The 16,325-nt window shown below is 46.2% G+C and carries 17 protein-coding genes; all 17 read right to left on the bottom strand.

The window, feature by feature from the left end:
• Positions 1 to 51: 51 nt before the first annotated feature.
• Positions 52 to 1,773, bottom strand: coding sequence for a phospho-sugar mutase (locus tag MKY52_RS11190; protein WP_341051393.1), 1,722 nt, complete (start codon positions 1,771 to 1,773; stop codon positions 52 to 54).
• A gap of 47 nt (positions 1,774 to 1,820) precedes the next feature.
• Positions 1,821 to 2,243 (bottom strand): 3-hydroxyacyl-ACP dehydratase FabZ, encoded by a 423-nt coding sequence (gene fabZ / locus MKY52_RS11185; protein WP_042192447.1) that lies wholly within the window; start codon positions 2,241 to 2,243, stop codon positions 1,821 to 1,823.
• Between the two features lie 257 nt (positions 2,244 to 2,500).
• On the bottom strand, positions 2,501 to 2,737 hold the full coding sequence (locus MKY52_RS11180; protein WP_042192450.1) for a DNA-directed RNA polymerase subunit beta: 237 nt from the start codon (positions 2,735 to 2,737) through the stop codon (positions 2,501 to 2,503).
• A gap of 10 nt (positions 2,738 to 2,747) precedes the next feature.
• Positions 2,748 to 3,569 (bottom strand): flagellar hook-basal body protein, encoded by an 822-nt coding sequence (locus tag MKY52_RS11175; RefSeq protein WP_076285654.1) that lies wholly within the window; start codon positions 3,567 to 3,569, stop codon positions 2,748 to 2,750.
• 52 nt (positions 3,570 to 3,621) lie between these two features.
• Positions 3,622 to 4,500 carry a flagellar hook-basal body protein gene (locus MKY52_RS11170; RefSeq protein WP_076285653.1) on the bottom strand — a complete coding sequence of 293 codons (879 nt, stop codon included), beginning with the start codon at positions 4,498 to 4,500 and terminating at the stop codon, positions 3,622 to 3,624.
• Positions 4,501 to 4,547: 47 nt separating this feature from the next.
• The gene (locus tag MKY52_RS11165) at positions 4,548 to 5,546 is read right to left on the bottom strand and encodes a rod shape-determining protein (RefSeq protein WP_042192456.1); all 999 of its coding nucleotides are present in this window, start codon (positions 5,544 to 5,546) and stop codon (positions 4,548 to 4,550) included.
• A 129-nt stretch (positions 5,547 to 5,675) separates the two neighbouring features.
• On the bottom strand, positions 5,676 to 5,963 hold the full coding sequence (spoIIID, locus tag MKY52_RS11160; RefSeq protein ID WP_234530662.1) for a sporulation transcriptional regulator SpoIIID: 288 nt from the start codon (positions 5,961 to 5,963) through the stop codon (positions 5,676 to 5,678).
• Between the two features lie 271 nt (positions 5,964 to 6,234).
• Positions 6,235 to 6,969, bottom strand: a complete 735-nt coding sequence (locus MKY52_RS11155) for a M23 family metallopeptidase (RefSeq protein ID WP_042192459.1) — start codon at positions 6,967 to 6,969, stop codon at positions 6,235 to 6,237.
• A 61-nt stretch (positions 6,970 to 7,030) separates the two neighbouring features.
• A complete protein-coding gene (gene spoIID, locus MKY52_RS11150) occupies positions 7,031 to 8,182 on the bottom strand; it encodes a stage II sporulation protein D (RefSeq protein ID WP_341051392.1) in 1,152 nt (383 codons plus the stop codon).
• 333 nt (positions 8,183 to 8,515) lie between these two features.
• Positions 8,516 to 9,892 carry a UDP-N-acetylglucosamine 1-carboxyvinyltransferase gene (murA, locus tag MKY52_RS11145; RefSeq protein WP_042192464.1) on the bottom strand — a complete coding sequence of 459 codons (1,377 nt, stop codon included), beginning with the start codon at positions 9,890 to 9,892 and terminating at the stop codon, positions 8,516 to 8,518.
• Positions 9,893 to 10,092: 200 nt separating this feature from the next.
• A complete protein-coding gene (locus tag MKY52_RS11140) occupies positions 10,093 to 10,350 on the bottom strand; it encodes a DUF1146 family protein (RefSeq protein ID WP_076285651.1) in 258 nt (85 codons plus the stop codon).
• Between the two features lie 196 nt (positions 10,351 to 10,546).
• Entirely contained in the window at positions 10,547 to 10,963 is a 417-nt protein-coding gene (locus tag MKY52_RS11135) for a F0F1 ATP synthase subunit epsilon (protein ID WP_042131365.1), read from the bottom strand.
• Between the two features lie 103 nt (positions 10,964 to 11,066).
• A complete protein-coding gene (atpD, locus tag MKY52_RS11130; protein ID WP_042192466.1) occupies positions 11,067 to 12,467 on the bottom strand; it encodes a F0F1 ATP synthase subunit beta in 1,401 nt (466 codons plus the stop codon).
• A gap of 260 nt (positions 12,468 to 12,727) precedes the next feature.
• Positions 12,728 to 13,597: an ATP synthase F1 subunit gamma gene (atpG, locus tag MKY52_RS11125; RefSeq protein WP_042131368.1), complete on the bottom strand. Its 870-nt coding sequence runs from the start codon at positions 13,595 to 13,597 to the stop codon at positions 12,728 to 12,730.
• A gap of 153 nt (positions 13,598 to 13,750) precedes the next feature.
• Entirely contained in the window at positions 13,751 to 15,262 is a 1,512-nt protein-coding gene (atpA, locus tag MKY52_RS11120) for a F0F1 ATP synthase subunit alpha (protein WP_042131369.1), read from the bottom strand.
• An 11-nt stretch (positions 15,263 to 15,273) separates the two neighbouring features.
• Positions 15,274 to 15,825, bottom strand: a complete 552-nt coding sequence (locus MKY52_RS11115) for a F0F1 ATP synthase subunit delta (RefSeq protein ID WP_341051390.1) — start codon at positions 15,823 to 15,825, stop codon at positions 15,274 to 15,276.
• On the bottom strand, positions 15,822 to 16,310 hold the full coding sequence (gene atpF / locus MKY52_RS11110) for a F0F1 ATP synthase subunit B (RefSeq protein WP_060625973.1): 489 nt from the start codon (positions 16,308 to 16,310) through the stop codon (positions 15,822 to 15,824). Before atpF ends, MKY52_RS11115 begins: the two co-directional genes overlap by 4 nt.
• Positions 16,311 to 16,325: the final 15 nt, after the last annotated feature.

Below are 16,325 nucleotides of genomic sequence, written 5' to 3'. Positions count from 1 at the left end.
CTACGTAAAAAATATAATTTCACAATATAGAGCGCGATCTATATTCTTATTTTATTGTTCCCCGTCAACACGAGCCATAACCTGCTTGGATAGTGTAGCTACCTTATCCTTAGCATTCTGCAAGGATTCACCCACAACCGCAAAATAAACTTTAATCTTTGGCTCGGTACCTGAAGGACGCAGGCAGAACCATGAACCGTCAGCCAGCAAATACTTTAGTACATTTTCCTTCGGCAGACCATTCAAACCTAGCGAATAATCCAGCACCTCTGTAACGGCAGATCCCGCAATTTCTTGTGGTGCATTCGTACGCCAATCATTCATGATACCTTGAATTTGCGCAACGCCATCCTTACCCTTCAATGTACGGGACTCCAGGCTTTCCAAGAAGTATCCGAACTGCTCATACAATTCCTGAAGAACATCATATAATGTTTTGCCTTGAGCTTTGTAATAAGCACCTGCTTCAGCGATCAACATAGCCGCAAGAACGGCGTCCTTATCACGAGCATAGTTACCTGCAAGATAACCATAGCTTTCTTCATAACCGAAAAGATATGTGTAATCTCCGGATTGTTCGAATTGAGTCATTTTTTCCCCAATATATTTGAAGCCCGTTAGCGTATTAAATACAGTTGCACCATAATGAGAGGCTACAGCTGCCCCCATCTCGCTCGTCACGATAGTCTTCACAACTGCACCATCGCTAGGCAACTTACCTTGTTCCTGTAAACGGCTCAAATAATAATGAATCATCAAAGCTCCAGATTGATTGCCCGACAAAACAACAAATTTACCTTCATTATCACGAACCACTGCCCCCATACGGTCTGCATCGGGATCCGTGCCAATTAAGAGGTCTGCATTCAACTCTTCGCCCAGCTTCATAGCCAGTGTAAAGGCTTCGCGTTCTTCTGGGTTCGGTGATTTTACAGTGGAAAATTCAGAATCTGGTTGCTCTTGCTCAGGTACAACATGCACCTGTGTAAAACCAATTTTCTCAAGCACATGGCGGACTGCCAGGTTACCAGTACCATGTAGCGGGGTGTATACGATTTTGAAGTCTTTTCCAAGCGTAGAGGCGATCTCTTCACTTGCAAGACTAACCGCAGCGACAGTATCGGTAAACTCTTCGTCATCCTTCTCACCAAGCCAGTGCAGCAGACCTTGACGCTCCGCTTCTTCTTGGGAAATCCGCTTCACACCATCAAAAGTGTCAACCCCTAATATGTAAGAAATGACCTTTTCGGCTTCGTCAGGGACAAGCTGTCCACCTTCAGAATTATAAACCTTATACCCGTTATATTCAGGCGGATTATGACTTGCAGTAATAACAATACCGCCCGTTGCCTTCAAATGGCGCACGCTGAACGACAATTGGGGTGTTGAGCGCAGAGAAGTAAATAAATGAGCCTCAATGCCATTAGCAGCCAATACAAGAGCAGCCTCAAGTGTGAATTCAGGCGAGAAACGACGGGAGTCATGAGCGATAACAACAGAAGGTCTTCCCTCTCCAGTATGCGTCTCCAGAATATATTTAGCGAAACCTTGTGTAGCTCTACCTACCGTATAACGATTGATACGATTACTACCTGCTCCAATTACACCACGTAGACCACCTGTACCGAATTCTAGATCTCTATAAAATCGTTCCTCGAGCTCCTGTGGCTCGTTCTCCAGAGCGCGCAGCTCCGCCTTCGTAGAGTCATCAACAGAGGCGTTCTCCAGCCAGCGAGATAAGGTTTCTGCCGCTTTTGGGCTTAATTGAGTCATTTAGAATCTCTCCTTCTCCATGTATAATATATATTCGCTAATTAATATTAGCTGAGCGCAAACATAATTTCCCCAGAGGCAACAACTTTCCCCTCAACCGACGCAGTAGCTTGTCCTTTTCCAATACTGCCCTTAAGGCGAGTAATCTCCACTTCAAGAGTGAGCGTATCTCCCGGTACGACTTGACCACGGAAACGGAATCCATCGAGCCCGGCTAAAAAGCCAATCCGACCGCGATTCGCTTCTACCCCTAGAATAGCAACCGCACCAACTTGTGCAAGAGCTTCTGTAATCAGTACGCCCGGCATTACCGGATAGCCTGGAAAATGACCTGCGAAGAAAGGTTCGTTAATCGTTACATTTTTAATGCCAACAGCTCTTTTACCCATTTCAATCTCAGTGATCTTGTCCACCAGCAGAAATGGAGGCCGATGGGGGATGATTTCTTGAATTTGGTTGATATCCAGCATTATTAACAAAACTCCTTTCGGATGTTACTTCATTTATTCTTCGCCGAACTGCATAAATTTAGGCAGCTTCGGTAAAAACTATATATATCCTTCACCACCTGCAGAAGTGGAGGTTGAGATAAGGGGCTTTCTCCACCGGATGCGATAGCATGGCGGAGAGGGCCCTTTTTGCTGCCCGAGGCCCCCCACCATTATACATTTATCCGTATAAAAAAGAAAACTCCCTTAAGCAAGAAGGGAGTCGTTATCATCTTAAATTATGGAGCAAAAACCAAATCATAGACATGTTTCCATGTGCTCCATTGTAGAACATCGCTAAACTCTTTTTTGCCAAGGACAACGTAACCGACAACCAGTCCGCCTCCAAGTGCAGCTATGAGAAGCAAAGGAATAAGAATCCACTGGATGAGTGTCCATTTTGATAATCCTCGCCGCTTCGGCTCTTTCTTGTCTTCTGGTTTGTCTTCCGACTTCACCTTTTTCTGACGTTCCATTCCTTCACCTCTACCCGCGCATGTTATTGGCCAGACCTAGCATCTGATCACTGGAAGAAAGCGCCCGAGCTGCGAGTTGATACGTACGTTGAATCTGCATCATTTCTGTCATTTCTGTGGTCATATCGACATTTGACTGCTCCAGCCACCCTGAGCGTACTCCAATTCCAGACGCCTCACCTGCCGCTCTTTGTACAAAAGCCTGCTGTGCTGTAACTCCATCGGCAAGCATATAGAAATTCCCGTCCACTGCCTTTAAAGCATTCTGTGTCTTAGGTTCTACAATCATTATAGTACCTGCTACCCGAACAGGTCCATTCTCTGACTGTTTCGTTAATACACGACCGGATTCATCGATAGCTGCATTGACGCCCACAGGGACCGTTAAAGGATTACCTGCTGTATTCAGTACCGGATTCCCCGTATTATCTACAAGGACCATCTTCGTTGCATCGGTGGTGTCAGGCGTAAAGTGAAAGTCACCTTGTCTTGTATAAGCTGTAGTTCCATTGACCTGAACTCCAAACAGCCCATTACCCTGAAGCGCCAAGTCGGTTGGATTACCTGTTTCTTTAAGGGGGCCTTCTTCCCAATTCGTCGTAATCGAAGGCACATAAGTCCCAAAACCAATATTAAAGCCTAGAGGTGTAGCGCGGCCCGGCTGATCATAGTCATCCGATTGCTGCTGCACACGAGTCAGCACATCCTCAAAGGAACCTTTCTTGCTCTTATAACCATTTGTATCCATATTGGCTAGATTATCCGCTATAATATCAAGCCGCTGCTGAAGGCTGGACATGGAGACTGCTGCACTAATCGTTGAGTTGTTCATAGATCAAACCTCCTATAAGCTGTACCTGTAAAACCCATTTCATAAGCAGCACTTATACCCTGCCGACTTCAGTTACAGCCTTCTGCAAGCTGCTATCATAGTATTGGACGATCTTTTGGTTCGCTTCATACGCCCGGTATGCGGCATTCAAATCAACAGTAACCTGAGTAGGGTCAACATTGGAACCCTCTAAATATCCTTGACGCACCTGTAAGTTATCAGTTGCATTGGAGTAACGAATGTCTGCCGCCGCTATATCATCAGCGTGAAACACACCTTTACCATCACGCACAAGCTCCTGCGGCTTTGTAACTACACTCACACCAATCTTGGTCCCTGTCGGAAGTCCTGTTACTGGATTTAGTACATTCCCCTGCCCGTCCACTTTAAGGGTGTCCTGATTTCCTGTCAAGACAAGAGGCTTGCCAGTGGAATCCAGAACCTTGAAGCCTCCACTGCTCAACACTTCTCCCGTAGCCGCGTTTACTGAGAAGCTTCCATTTCGGGTAAATAAGTTATTGCCCTCAGCATCCTGAACAGTAAAGAAAGCCTGTGGACGGTAAATAACCTCACCCTCAGGACTTACATATTTCCCTGAACCATCAAAGGCTATATTTTGACCCGTCACAGGGTCGGCGACTTGCAAATCTGTAGATAAAGCAAAATCCATAGACTTGCCGCTCTCCCTTAAATCACCCTGTAAATATTGGGATATTGACTGTTCTGCAAAAACTCCCGTGTTAAGGCGCCCCACCGGCGTGGTATTGCCATTAATCATAGCCGAGATCAAGACATCCGGAAAAGCATGATTAACACTGTCAACCTGCTTATATCCCGTTGTATTTAAGTTAGCGATGTTCTGTGTTGCCGTATCGTGTCTACGTTGCTGCGCAACCATACCTGCAGCGGCCGTATATAAACCTCTTATCATGAAGGTAGTCTCCTTCCGAATCTAATGCTACCTTTTATATCGGCTGCTTAGAACTTTTTCTTAACGACCTTGTCCAAATTGTCCAGCATAATTCCTGTTCCTTTTACCACACAGTGCATAGGGTCTTCCGCTACCCAAACAGGTACATGTAATTCTTCTGAGAGTAGCTCGTCCAATCCGTTAAGCAAAGCACCTCCACCAGTAAGAACCACACCCCGGTCAATGATGTCCGCAGACAATTCTGGTGGTGTACGCTCCAGTACCGATTTAGCTGCAGCCACAATGGAAGAAACCGGATCCCATAATGCTTCCTTTACCTCAGCCGCCGTAATCGTGAGCGTTTGGGGAAGTCCGCTTACCATGTCCCGGCCACGAATATCCATTTCGGACTTCATCAAACCAGGTCGAACCGTACCAATAGTAACCTTAATATCCTCTGCTGTCCGTTCACCGATCAACAATTTATACTTTTGTTTAATATATCTTAAAATGGCCTCATCGAACTTGTCTCCAGCGACTTTAATCGAAGAAGCGGTAACGACGTCGCCCATAGAAAGTACGGCTACATCCGTCGTTCCGCCACCGATATCGACGACCATGTTTCCACTTGGCTGATAGATGTCCATTCCCGCTCCAATCGCAGCGGCCTTTGGCTCTTCTTCCATAAATACTTCCTTAGCCCCGCTGCGTTCTGCCGCTTCCCGAATGGACTTTTGTTCCACAGATGTAATATTTGTAGGGGCGCATATCAGAATGCGAGGCCGTGAATACCAGGTGCGACCGCCAACACGGTCGATAAAATACTTCAGCATCATTTCCGTGACTTCAAAATCTGCAATGACACCATCCCGTAAAGGACGGATAGTTGTTATATTTCCGGGTGTACGCCCAACCATGCGACGTGCCTGTTCTCCCACCGCAAGGACTCTCTTCGTATCACTTTCAAGTGTGACCACGGAAGGTTCATCCAGAACGACTCCCCTTCCCTTAACATGTATGAGCACATTGGCCGTGCCGAGGTCGATTCCGATATCCTTGCTAAACATAATGAAAGAGCCCCCAAAGTGTTATTTTAATTGAAAAAACAGCAGTTAGTACTAAATTTAAAAATAACATACTTTAGGGGAACTACACAATGTTTTAAAGCTGAATATTTCCTTAAATTTCCGAAAATCTCATGTCTTTGATGCTACAGCAACCTCACGTTTTTTCCCCGTCGTTTTTTTATATTTAATTTTTGTGGCTTCTCCCCCCCGAAGATGTCGGATGGATTTGTGATATTCAAGAATGTGCTTCACCTGATCGGCCAGATCAGGGTTGATCTCTGGCAGACGCTCAGTCAAGTCTTTGTGCACCGTGCTCTTTGAAACGCCAAATTCCTTGGCTATGGTCCGGACCGTATGCCTGGTTTCCACGATGCAGCGTCCGATTTTGATCGTACGTTCCTTGATGTAATCGTGCACGCTCCCGCCTCCCAACTGTGGATAGTTTGGTACATTATATGAGGGGCGGGCTTATATATTCGCGCTTTCAAGACATGACAAGCCTAGGAGGGCTCATTTTATTTAATGGACAACCCAAGAAGCCTTGTTATTAGCAAGACGGAACATCGTTGATCCATCAAAGACAATAACCATTTCTCATAGAAAAATAAGGCTCTTTATAAGCATGCTGCTTACGAAGAGCCTTTTTCAAAAAAAAGCAGGAGGCGTTAGCCCCCTGCAGTAAATATTCTTATCGACCTGGCAGTAACTCAGATGGATTAACTACTTTGCCATCCTTATACACTTCAAAGTGTACATGATTGCCAAGGTCCTTCTCGATTTCACTGCGACCTGCGGTTGCAAGCGTATCTCCTTGCTTCACAACATCGCCTTGTTTAACTTTCGTTTCGCCAAGACTTTGGTACACGGTCTTCATATTACCTTGATGGGTAATCTCAATGACCTTACCTAACACTGCAACATCGTCCACTCTAGTAACTTCACCGCTAAGCGCTGCTTTGACGTCGAACGTATTGTTGTCTTCACGGGCAAGATCGATACCGACATTAGGAATAAATTTGTCGTTATACTGCACCATTGCGGCAACGTGATTGTCCTCTGTACCATTCTCATCATAATACGGTTTGACCACTTCTACTTCACCTGGATTGGCTACTGGCCAAACCAAGCTTTCCGCTGAAGCAAGAACTTCAAGGGCATCTGGATTACTGTTTGCAGTACCAGCTTCGTTAGTCGAAGCTCCTACTTGCTGTGATGTGGCGGCGGTGTCCAGCGGTTTTTGGCCGGCATCCTGATAGACCCACACCAAAGTTAGTATAATTGCCGCTGCCGCCGTGTAGACTGCTGGGAACACCCAACGTTTAGATAACATCTTGCTCCATGAAGAAGGTTTAGCACCTGAATCTCCCTGCGATTTTTTGAGAGATTCATCATGGTTTGTTTTGTTTTTGTCTTGTTCATTCATATGGTTATCACCTCAGTAACCAGTGTTACCGGGCTTCTATCTTTTATACGTATCTTTCAAGTTATTTTTTCAGAAGAGTTGAGATTTGCGTAAAAGAGATACCACTGTAATAGTGTTTGAGAATTTGAGTAGCCGTTCCGCCTTCCTTCGCCATCCCATTAGCTCCCCACTGACTCATTCCCACACCATGCCCATTTCCGAAGGTAGTTATATAGATTTTATTCCCTTTTCGCCCCCAACTGAATTGGCTGGAACGTAACCCTAGCTTCTCTCGCACTTCTCTTCCAGTAAAAATAGTACCTCCAATAGAGATTTCCTTAACCCGATGTCCAGTGGTGAGAGACAACACTTCTACCGGCAATTCAGAGGAAGTAGAGATATTTTTTGTCATGCCTGATTGGGTATTATTTTTTGAAGCAGGAATTACTCTGTCGTTTAGCCCAAGTCTAGTAAGTATTTCCGAGATGGTGAATGTAGATGTCACCGCATAGTTTGGGGTAATCTCTTTCTCCCAAGGACTAGTTACACTGCGCAGATAGGGAATCGCTGCATTCCAGTATTCTTCCGAGTTCTCGGTATATCCTCCACTGGAGGCGAAAAAGGAGGCCGTAATCGGCTGCCCTTTATAGGTCATAATGACACCGCGCGTCTCAAGGACCGCGCGCTGAAGCTTTGCAAGGTCGGCGCTTCTTCCGCCGAGCTTCCACTTCCGTTCCAGCGTATCCTTAGATACGTAAGCCTGATGGCTTACCGTATCTGTTACATCCGCCCCCGGAACGGGGACGCCGCTTCTGTCGCCAGCCAGCAGGCGGCGAAGGATAAAGGTGCGGGCCGCTACGGCCTGCGCTTTGAGCGCTTCAAGCTCAAAGCTGGCCGGCATCTCGGCTGCAAGCACGCCGCTGACGTATTCCTCCAGCGGCAACGTCTCTATTTGTCCGCTACGCGACAAATAGACGGAGACCTTCGGCTGCGGCGCTTCCTGCGCAGCCGCCTCCGGCCCCGCTGGTGCGGCTGGTGAGGCCGTTACCGTCGGCAAGGCCGGAGGCGCCGGTTGTCCCCGGTGCAGCGGGACAACCGCCAGTGGAATCAGCAGCGCCGCCAGGATAGGCGCAGCGAGCCAGGCGGCGGGACCGAGGCGCCTGAGCCGGGGAGCAAGGGGACGCGAGTGCCAGCGCGTTGACTTATTACGTCGCAAGTAGCGGAAATCTTTCATCTCTATGGCTCCTTCCGTGAGTCACTGTTGATTCTTATAGATATGAATTTACAGCAACTACTAGAACAATATTTGAGAGAAAGAGAGTAGCTTTCTCGTATCTATCACTATGCCCCGCGTTAAAAAATCACAAACGAAAAAAATCCTCATTAGATGAGGATTCAGATTTACTTTCTAATAATACAAGCAAAAACGCCTTCGCTGTCCCTATAAGGACGGTAGCGTTTATGCGAGAAATATAAGGATAATTTATAGCGTAGAACATATAAACTCTTATATTTAAAAAAAGAACAGGCCGCATCACTGCAGCCTGTTCTCACTTAATGACTGATATTATACCCAAGTTGCTTGAACCTGAAAGCGAGGTTTAACCTCATCGCTTTTGCTTGATTCGCTCTTGGCTACTTCTGGTTTAAGAGTTTCGTCCTTCACCGTTTGCGCGGCTGTGTCTTCCATGGAGATACGCCATATTTCCGCACCTAGTCCAGACAGCTTCTCAGCCAAATGTACATATCCACGGTCGATATGATGAGTTCCGCTTACCTCAGTAGTGCCTTCAGCAACAAGACCTGCCAAAATAAGCGCAGCTCCCGCACGTAAATCCGTAGCACAAACCTTGGCTCCGACCAATTGCGCATTACCTGTAACGATTGCTGAGCGACCTTCGATCTTAATCTCAGCATTCATGTTGTGGAATTCATCCACATGCATGAACCGATTCTCGAATACAGTTTCTGTAACGACACTAGTTCCTTCAGAGCGCAGCAATAATGCCATCATTTGTGACTGCATATCCGTTGGAAAGCCTGGATACGGCAAAGTCTTCAAATCAACAGCTTTAAGAGGTTTGTCACTAATTACACGAACCCCATTCTCATCAGGAATTATGGTCACACCCATCTCTTCCATCTTAGCAATAACAGGTCCCAAGTGATCAGCGATTGCACCTTCCACATATACGTCCCCACCTGTAATTGCTGCGGCAGCCATATAGGTACCAGCTTCAATACGGTCAGGAATCACATGATGTTTAACGCCATGCAGACGTTCTACGCCTTCAATACGGATAACACCTGTACCCGCACCGCGAACGATTCCGCCCATACCATTCAAATAATTGGCCAGGTCGACAATTTCAGGCTCCTTAGCCGCATTCTCAATCACGGTCACACCTTCGGCGAGTGCCGCTGCCATCATTATATTTTCGGTCGCACCCACGCTAGCTACATCCAAATACACTTTGGCTCCGCGCAGGCGACCGTTACTTTTCGCTTCAATGTAGCCCTGGCCGAGACTAATCTCCGCACCAAGCGCTTCAAATCCTTTCAAATGCTGATCAATCGGTCGTGTGCCAATGGCGCAGCCACCAGGCAAAGAAATTCTTGTATGACCAAGCCGTGATAACAGAGGACCCATGACTAAAAAAGATGCCCGCATTTTCCGTACCCATTCATAAGGTGCTTCACAGGAAGTGATGTTTGTAGCATCCACCTGGATAATATCATTTTGATATGTAACCCCTGCACCCAGAGATTCCAACATTTTTGAAATCGTCATTACATCATCAAGCGGAGGTGCGTCCACAATGACGCTTACTCCTTCTTCTGCCAATAGAGAGGCGGCTATGATCGGTAATACGGAATTTTTTGCGCCGCTAACTTTCACGCTCCCGGTCAATCTGTTGCCACCGCGGACGATAAATTTGCTCATTTTCGGTTTCCCTCCGCGTCCATTATTTCTTAAATTATTTTTTAGATTAAAAGTAATTGCAAAAAAATTCGCATACTCCATCAATACGCCCATTCAGCCGGGCATGTTCCTTAAAGTTCAGTGTTGACATAATAAAACCTTATTATTCGACACTTTTTGACCATTGCGACCTATGACACTTATAACCAAACTACATATTCCTAAAACATATAGCGGATCATCCCACTCCAGCTAAGGTAATCCAGAAAGAATCCTGCAACAAAACGACCAAGTACAATAGCCAGAAGCAAGTGCAGCAGCCTTCCTTGAGGACTCTTGGGATATCTTATGACCAAATCCAGCTTAAGGTTCTGCAATGCCCACCAAGATAATACAACACTGAGCAAAGAAACAATCATTGAGATCATGCTGCTGGTTCCAGCGGCACTAGACCATCCATTGGACAATATATCCCCCATGCTAACCCTCCGTGTTCGTATAACTCGGAAATCGACTCTTATATCATACTTGTGCAGGGCAAAAGAATCCAGTACTTTTACAAATTTTTAAACAATTCAATGCCAATATCCAAAAAAATGAAGAAATCTTAACCTTTACTACATAGATTACTATAACAAAAAAAGCAGTCAAGCTTAGAGCTTGACCGCTTATATCCTACTGTTGTCCTTTACCAGTGGACACTTTAATCCGTGTAACAGCGCGTTGCAGCGCCAACTCCGCACGGCGGTGATCGATATCATCTTGTTTGCTACGAGTCTGGAGACGGCGCTGAGCGCGTTCTCTAGCAGCCTCGGCGCGTTCAACATCAATATCCGTTGGCAGTTCGGCACTTTCGGCCAGCACTGTTACTTTGTCCTTATGCACTTCAACGAAACCGCCATGAACGGCGATGGAGATCGTAACACCGTCCGATTTGACGGATAACGGAGCAACCTGAAGTGGAGTCACAAGCGGAATGTGTCCCGGCAAAATACCCAACTCGCCTTCGACTCCCCGTACTGTCAAGCTATTCACTTGTTTAGAATAGACGAGATGCTCCGGCGTGACAATTTCCAACAAAAAGGTATTCACTTCCATTCCTCCTTAAAGCTTTACGAAGTAAAGCTCTCATCGAAAGCATACACTTAGCTTTACGAAGTAAAGCTCGCTTCGAAAGCATTCAATAAGCTCAGTGTTACATCGATTTCGCTTTTTCAACCGCTTCTTCGATTGTACCCACAAAAAGGAACGCTGCTTCTGGAAGATCATCATGCTTACCATCCAGGATTTCCTTAAAGCTACGTACAGTTTCTTTGATTGGCACGTATTTACCCTTGAAGCCGGTAAACTGTTCAGCTACGTGGAAAGGCTGTGACAGGAACCGCTCAACTTTACGAGCACGAGCTACGATAACCTTATCATCCTCACTCAATTCATCCATACCCAAGATGGCAATGATGTCTTGAAGTTCGGTATAACGTTGCAGCAATTGTTTAACACCTTGTGCCACATTGTAATGCTCTTCACCAACAATTTCCGGAGCTAGCAGACGCGAACTGGAAGCCAGTGGATCAACCGCTGGAAAAATCCCCTTCTCGGAAATCTTACGCTCAAGGTTAGTTGTTGCATCCAAGTGAGCAAACGCCGTTGCCGGAGCAGGGTCAGTGTAGTCATCCGCTGGTACGTAGATTGCTTGAATGGAAGTAACGGAGCCTTTTTTGGTAGAAGTGATACGCTCTTGCAACTGACCCATTTCAGTAGCTAGGGTTGGTTGGTAACCTACCGCGGACGGCATACGTCCGAGAAGAGCGGATACTTCGGAACCTGCTTGGGTAAAGCGGAATATATTATCGATAAAGAGCAGCGTATCGCGACCTTCAACATCACGGAAATATTCCGCCATAGTAAGACCGGTCAAAGCTACGCGTAGACGCGCGCCTGGAGGCTCATTCATTTGTCCGAACACCATTGCTGTTTTCTTAATAACGCCGGAGTCCGTCATTTCGTGATAAAGGTCATTACCTTCACGAGTACGTTCACCCACACCCGCGAATACGGAAATACCGCCGTGTTCTTGGGCAATGTTATTAATCAATTCTTGAATCGTTACTGTTTTACCTACACCGGCACCGCCGAACAGACCAACTTTACCGCCTTTAGCGTAAGGTGCAAGCAAGTCGATAACTTTAATACCCGTTTCCAAAATTTCGGCTTGTGTCGACAATTCATCAAATGTCGGAGCCAAACGGTGAATCGGGTTCTTTATTTCAGCAACAACTTCACCAGCGTTATCAATTGGATTTCCAAGTACGTTAAATACCCGGCCTAATGTCGCTTCCCCAACAGGAACCGAAATAGGACCACCTTGGTCAATCGCATCCAGTCCGCGAACCAGACCATCTGTAGAAGACATCGCGATACAACGTACCAAATTGTCTCCCAAGTGATTGGAAACCTCAAGTGTTAGGTTAATCTGGCGACCATTGTCCAAGACGGTTTCAATTTTGATAGCGTTGAATATCTCGGGCAATTGGCCGCGTTCAAATTCAATATCGACAACCGGACCCATAATGCTTACAACGCGTCCTTTGTTCATCTTCATTTCCCTCCTCGAAAGCTGTTACATCAAGAAGAAACGACGTTGTCGTCATATAAAGATGACAACCGTTTCTCGTAGAAATATAAGCATTTTGTATAGTCTAAAACCTATACTTTCTTATATTTAAGAAGAACTGCAGTGCCGTTCTTAAGGAGCCATACTCCAGAAGCGGGCGATACTATGTATCGCTCCATGCGACACTGTTTCTCGTAAAATACAAGGCAAGTCAAGCACGCTGCTTAACTGTTCTTGTATTTTTAAGACTGAGCGTTCGCTCCGGCCACGATCTCGGTAATTTCCTGCGTAATTGCCGCCTGACGGGCACGGTTGTACGTAAGGGTAAGTTCTCCGATCATTTTCGACGCGTTCTTTGTTGCACTGCCCATCGCTGTCATTTTCGCACCCAGCTCACTGGCCTTGCCATCCAGAATTGCGCTATAAATCAAAGTTTCGGCGTATTTCGGAAGTAGTACTTCGAGTACGCCTTCTGGTGAAGGTTCATATTCGTAATTTGCAGTCGCTTCATGATGCTCATGATTTCCTACGCCTTCCATAGGCAACAGTCGATCAACGGTTGGGATCTGGGTAATCGCATTGACGAATTGGTTGTAGCAAACGTACAACTCATCATACGTACCATCTACAAACTGTTGTACTGCCGAATTAGCAATAGACTTAATGTCAGCAAATTTCGGCGCATCCGATAGCTCAGTAACTTCCTGTACAATCGGATATTCACGGCGGCGTAAGAAGTCACGGCCTTTACGACCGATAACGAACAAGGCGTACTCATCTTTGGATTTATGTCGTTCCGCGATGAGCATCGTCACCTTACGTAAAATATTAGCGTTGTATCCTCCCGCAAGCCCTCTATCAGAGGTCACGATAAGATAACCAGTTTTTTTCACAGGGCGACTGACCAGCATGGGATGCTGAACGCCTTCTGTACCGGCAGCAATGCTCGATACAACCTCTTTCAGCTTCTCAGCATAAGGACGGGCGGCAATTGCCTTCTCCTGGGCTTTTCTCAGCTTGGAGGCGGCTACCATTTCCATCGCTTTTGTGATCTGTCTTGTGTTTTGAACACTCTTAATTTGACGTTTAATATCACGCATGCTTCTTGCCATGATTTCACCACCTTAAAGCTTTGACGAAGTCAAAGCTAACTTCGTAAGCATCTTCTTAGCTTTGACGAATTCAAAGCCAACTTTATAAGTAATAGCCTGAGCTTCGGCATAGCCAAAGCTCACTTAGTAAGAATCGTTTAGGTACGATCTATATTAGCTAGTAGCAAAGCCTCTTTTAAATTTATCAATCGCTGCTTTAAGAGCGGCTTCGTTATCTGCTGTCAAATCCTTGGTATCTCTGATGGATTGAGCAACTTCAGCAGCACTGCTGTCCATGTAAGCAAGGAATTCCTTTTCAAAACGTTTTACGTCTTTAACAGGAATATCATCCAAGTATCCTTTTACAGCTGTGTACAAGCTAAGCACTTGATGCTCAACAGACAACGGCTGATTTACACCTTGTTTCAGAACTTCCATCATACGTGCTCCGCGATTCAGACGAGCAAGCGTGGATTTATCAAGATCTGAGCCGAACTGTGAGAAAGCTTGAAGTTCACGATATTGGGCAAGATCCAAACGGAGCGAGCCAGCTACCTTCTTCATCGCTTTAATCTGAGCGGAGCCCCCTACACGGGAAACGGAGATACCGACGTTGATCGCCGGACGTTGACCAGAGTAGAACAAATCGGATTCAAGGAAGATTTGACCATCTGTAATCGAGATTACGTTCGTAGGAATGTAAGCCGATACGTCAGATGCTTGTGTTTCGATGAACGGAAGCGCGGTTAATGAACCGCCACCAAGCTCATCACTAAGCTTAGCCGCACGTTCCAAAAGACGGGAGTGCAAGTAGAACACGTCACCAGGGAACGCTTCACGACCCGGTGGACGACGAAGCAGCAAGGACAATTCGCGATAAGCCGAAGCTTGTTTTGAAAGGTCATCATAAATGATCAATACGTGTTCGCCCTTGTACATAAAGTACTCGCCCATTGCGCAACCTGCGTATGGAGCAATATACAACAGTGGGGATGGCTCTGAAGCCGAAGCAGTTACAACGATTGTATATTCCAACGCGCCATGACGGCGGAGAGTTTCTACAACCTGTGCTACTGTGGATTGTTTTTGTCCAATGGCAACATAAATACATTTCATTCCGTTGCCTTTTTGGTTGATAATCGCATCGATTGCGATTGCAGTCTTACCTGTTTGACGGTCACCAATGATAAGTTCGCGTTGTCCACGACCAATTGGTACCATCGCATCAATCGCTTTAAGACCAGTTTGCATTGGCTCATGAACCGATTTACGGTCGATAACACCAGGAGCGTTATTCTCAACCGGACGGAACTCCGTCGTTTGAATTGGGCCTTTACCGTCAAGCGGCATACCGAGTGCGTTAACAACACGACCCAGAAGGGCCTCTCCAACTGGAACTTGCATGATTTGTCCAGTACGTTTTACTTGATCGCCTTCACGAATTTCCTTGTACTCACCCAGAATTACAACACCGACGTTGCTTTCTTCCAGATTGAGCGCCATGCCCACTACACCGTTGGAGAACTCTAGCAACTCGCCTGCCATTGCGTTTTCCAGACCGTAGACACGAGCGATACCGTCTCCGACTTGAATGACGGTGCCCACTTCGGCAACTTCGATATCGGCTTTATATTGCTCAATTTGACTTTTGATCAAAGTGCTGATCTCTTCAGGTCTGATGCCCAATATCCTCACCCCTATCTTCTATGCTTATCATTAAAGGACTTCTCGAGACGTTCCAATTTACTAGAAAGACTACCGTCATACAGCGTATCGCCGATATAAACTTTCAGTCCTCCCAGCAGGCTTGGATCCACCACATTCGTAACCCGAATTTTACGGTTTACGAGCTGGCCGAATTCTGCAGCTACAGCCGCTTTTTCTTCTTCACTTAAAGAATAAACGGAGTATACCTTAGCATCACCAATACCAAGAGCGTCTCCTTCAATCTTGATATACGTATCCAGCAGTTCGGCAAAAATATCGGTTCTGCCTCGCTCTACTAACAGTTCTACAATGTTCATCACAATAGGAGAGAGCTTATCTTGAAGTGCTGTGCGCAGCACTTTCAGCTTGTCGGACTCCGAGATACGTGGCGCAAGAATAAAGCGCTGTACCTCTTGGTCTGAATGTAATACTTCGACCACTGCCTTGAGCTGTTCTTCTACTTCAAGGGTAATCCCCTTCTCTACCGCTGCACTGTACAATGCTTTAGCGTAGCGCTTGGCAACTACCGTATCGCGGCTCATGATCGGCCTCCTACCTCATTGAGGTATTGGTTCACAAGCTGCTCCTGCTCACTGCTAGCACTAACTTCTTTCTTAAGAAGTTTAGAAGCAATACGAACAGATGCCGTTCCAATTTCGCTGCGCAACTCTTCCACTGCTTTATTCTTCTCGTTCTCGATATCGCGCACGGCCTCTTCTTTGACGCGTGCAGCTTCAACTTTAGCTTGCGCCAAAGCTTGTTCTACCTGTTGATTACTAGTAATTTGCGATTGTTGAATAATCTGTTGAGCTTCCTGGCGTGCACTGTTAAGCGCCTGCTTCTGCTCTTCCACATACGCGACCGCTTGCTCTCTAGTCTTCGCAGCTTCATCCATTTGCTGCATTACCAGCTCACGGCGTTTTTCCATAACTGCGAACAGTTTGCTGAACGCATACTTACTGAGCAAGAAATATAGAATCCCAAAGGCTACAATTGAAAATAAGATGTTTGTCCAAACAATTTCCACTGAGGTCACTCCCTT

Source organism: Paenibacillus sp. FSL P4-0184, from assembly GCF_038004625.1.
Taxonomy (GTDB): domain Bacteria; phylum Bacillota; class Bacilli; order Paenibacillales; family Paenibacillaceae; genus Paenibacillus_AQ.
This window is presented reverse-complemented; position numbering and strand designations above follow the sequence as displayed.

Coding starts and splice junctions, on each gene's coding strand:
- MKY52_RS11165 (WP_042192456.1), bottom strand. CDS start 5,546: ATGTTTAGCAAGGATATCGGAATCGACCTCGGCACGGCCAATGTGCTC.
- MKY52_RS11190 (WP_341051393.1), bottom strand. CDS start 1,773: ATGACTCAATTAAGCCCAAAAGCGGCAGAAACCTTATCTCGCTGGCTG.
- atpG (WP_042131368.1), bottom strand. CDS start 13,597: ATGGCAAGAAGCATGCGTGATATTAAACGTCAAATTAAGAGTGTTCAA.
- atpD (WP_042192466.1), bottom strand. CDS start 12,467: ATGAACAAAGGACGCGTTGTAAGCATTATGGGTCCGGTTGTCGATATT.
- MKY52_RS11140 (WP_076285651.1), bottom strand. CDS start 10,350: ATGGGGGATATATTGTCCAATGGATGGTCTAGTGCCGCTGGAACCAGC.
- MKY52_RS11155 (WP_042192459.1), bottom strand. CDS start 6,969: ATGAATGAACAAGACAAAAACAAAACAAACCATGATGAATCTCTCAAA.
- murA (WP_042192464.1), bottom strand. CDS start 9,892: ATGAGCAAATTTATCGTCCGCGGTGGCAACAGATTGACCGGGAGCGTG.
- MKY52_RS11170 (WP_076285653.1), bottom strand. CDS start 4,500: ATGATAAGAGGTTTATATACGGCCGCTGCAGGTATGGTTGCGCAGCAA.
- fabZ (WP_042192447.1), bottom strand. CDS start 2,243: ATGCTGGATATCAACCAAATTCAAGAAATCATCCCCCATCGGCCTCCA.
- spoIID (WP_341051392.1), bottom strand. CDS start 8,182: ATGAAAGATTTCCGCTACTTGCGACGTAATAAGTCAACGCGCTGGCAC.
- MKY52_RS11180 (WP_042192450.1), bottom strand. CDS start 2,737: ATGGAACGTCAGAAAAAGGTGAAGTCGGAAGACAAACCAGAAGACAAG.
- MKY52_RS11175 (WP_076285654.1), bottom strand. CDS start 3,569: ATGAACAACTCAACGATTAGTGCAGCAGTCTCCATGTCCAGCCTTCAG.
- MKY52_RS11115 (WP_341051390.1), bottom strand. CDS start 15,825: ATGAGCCGCGATACGGTAGTTGCCAAGCGCTACGCTAAAGCATTGTAC.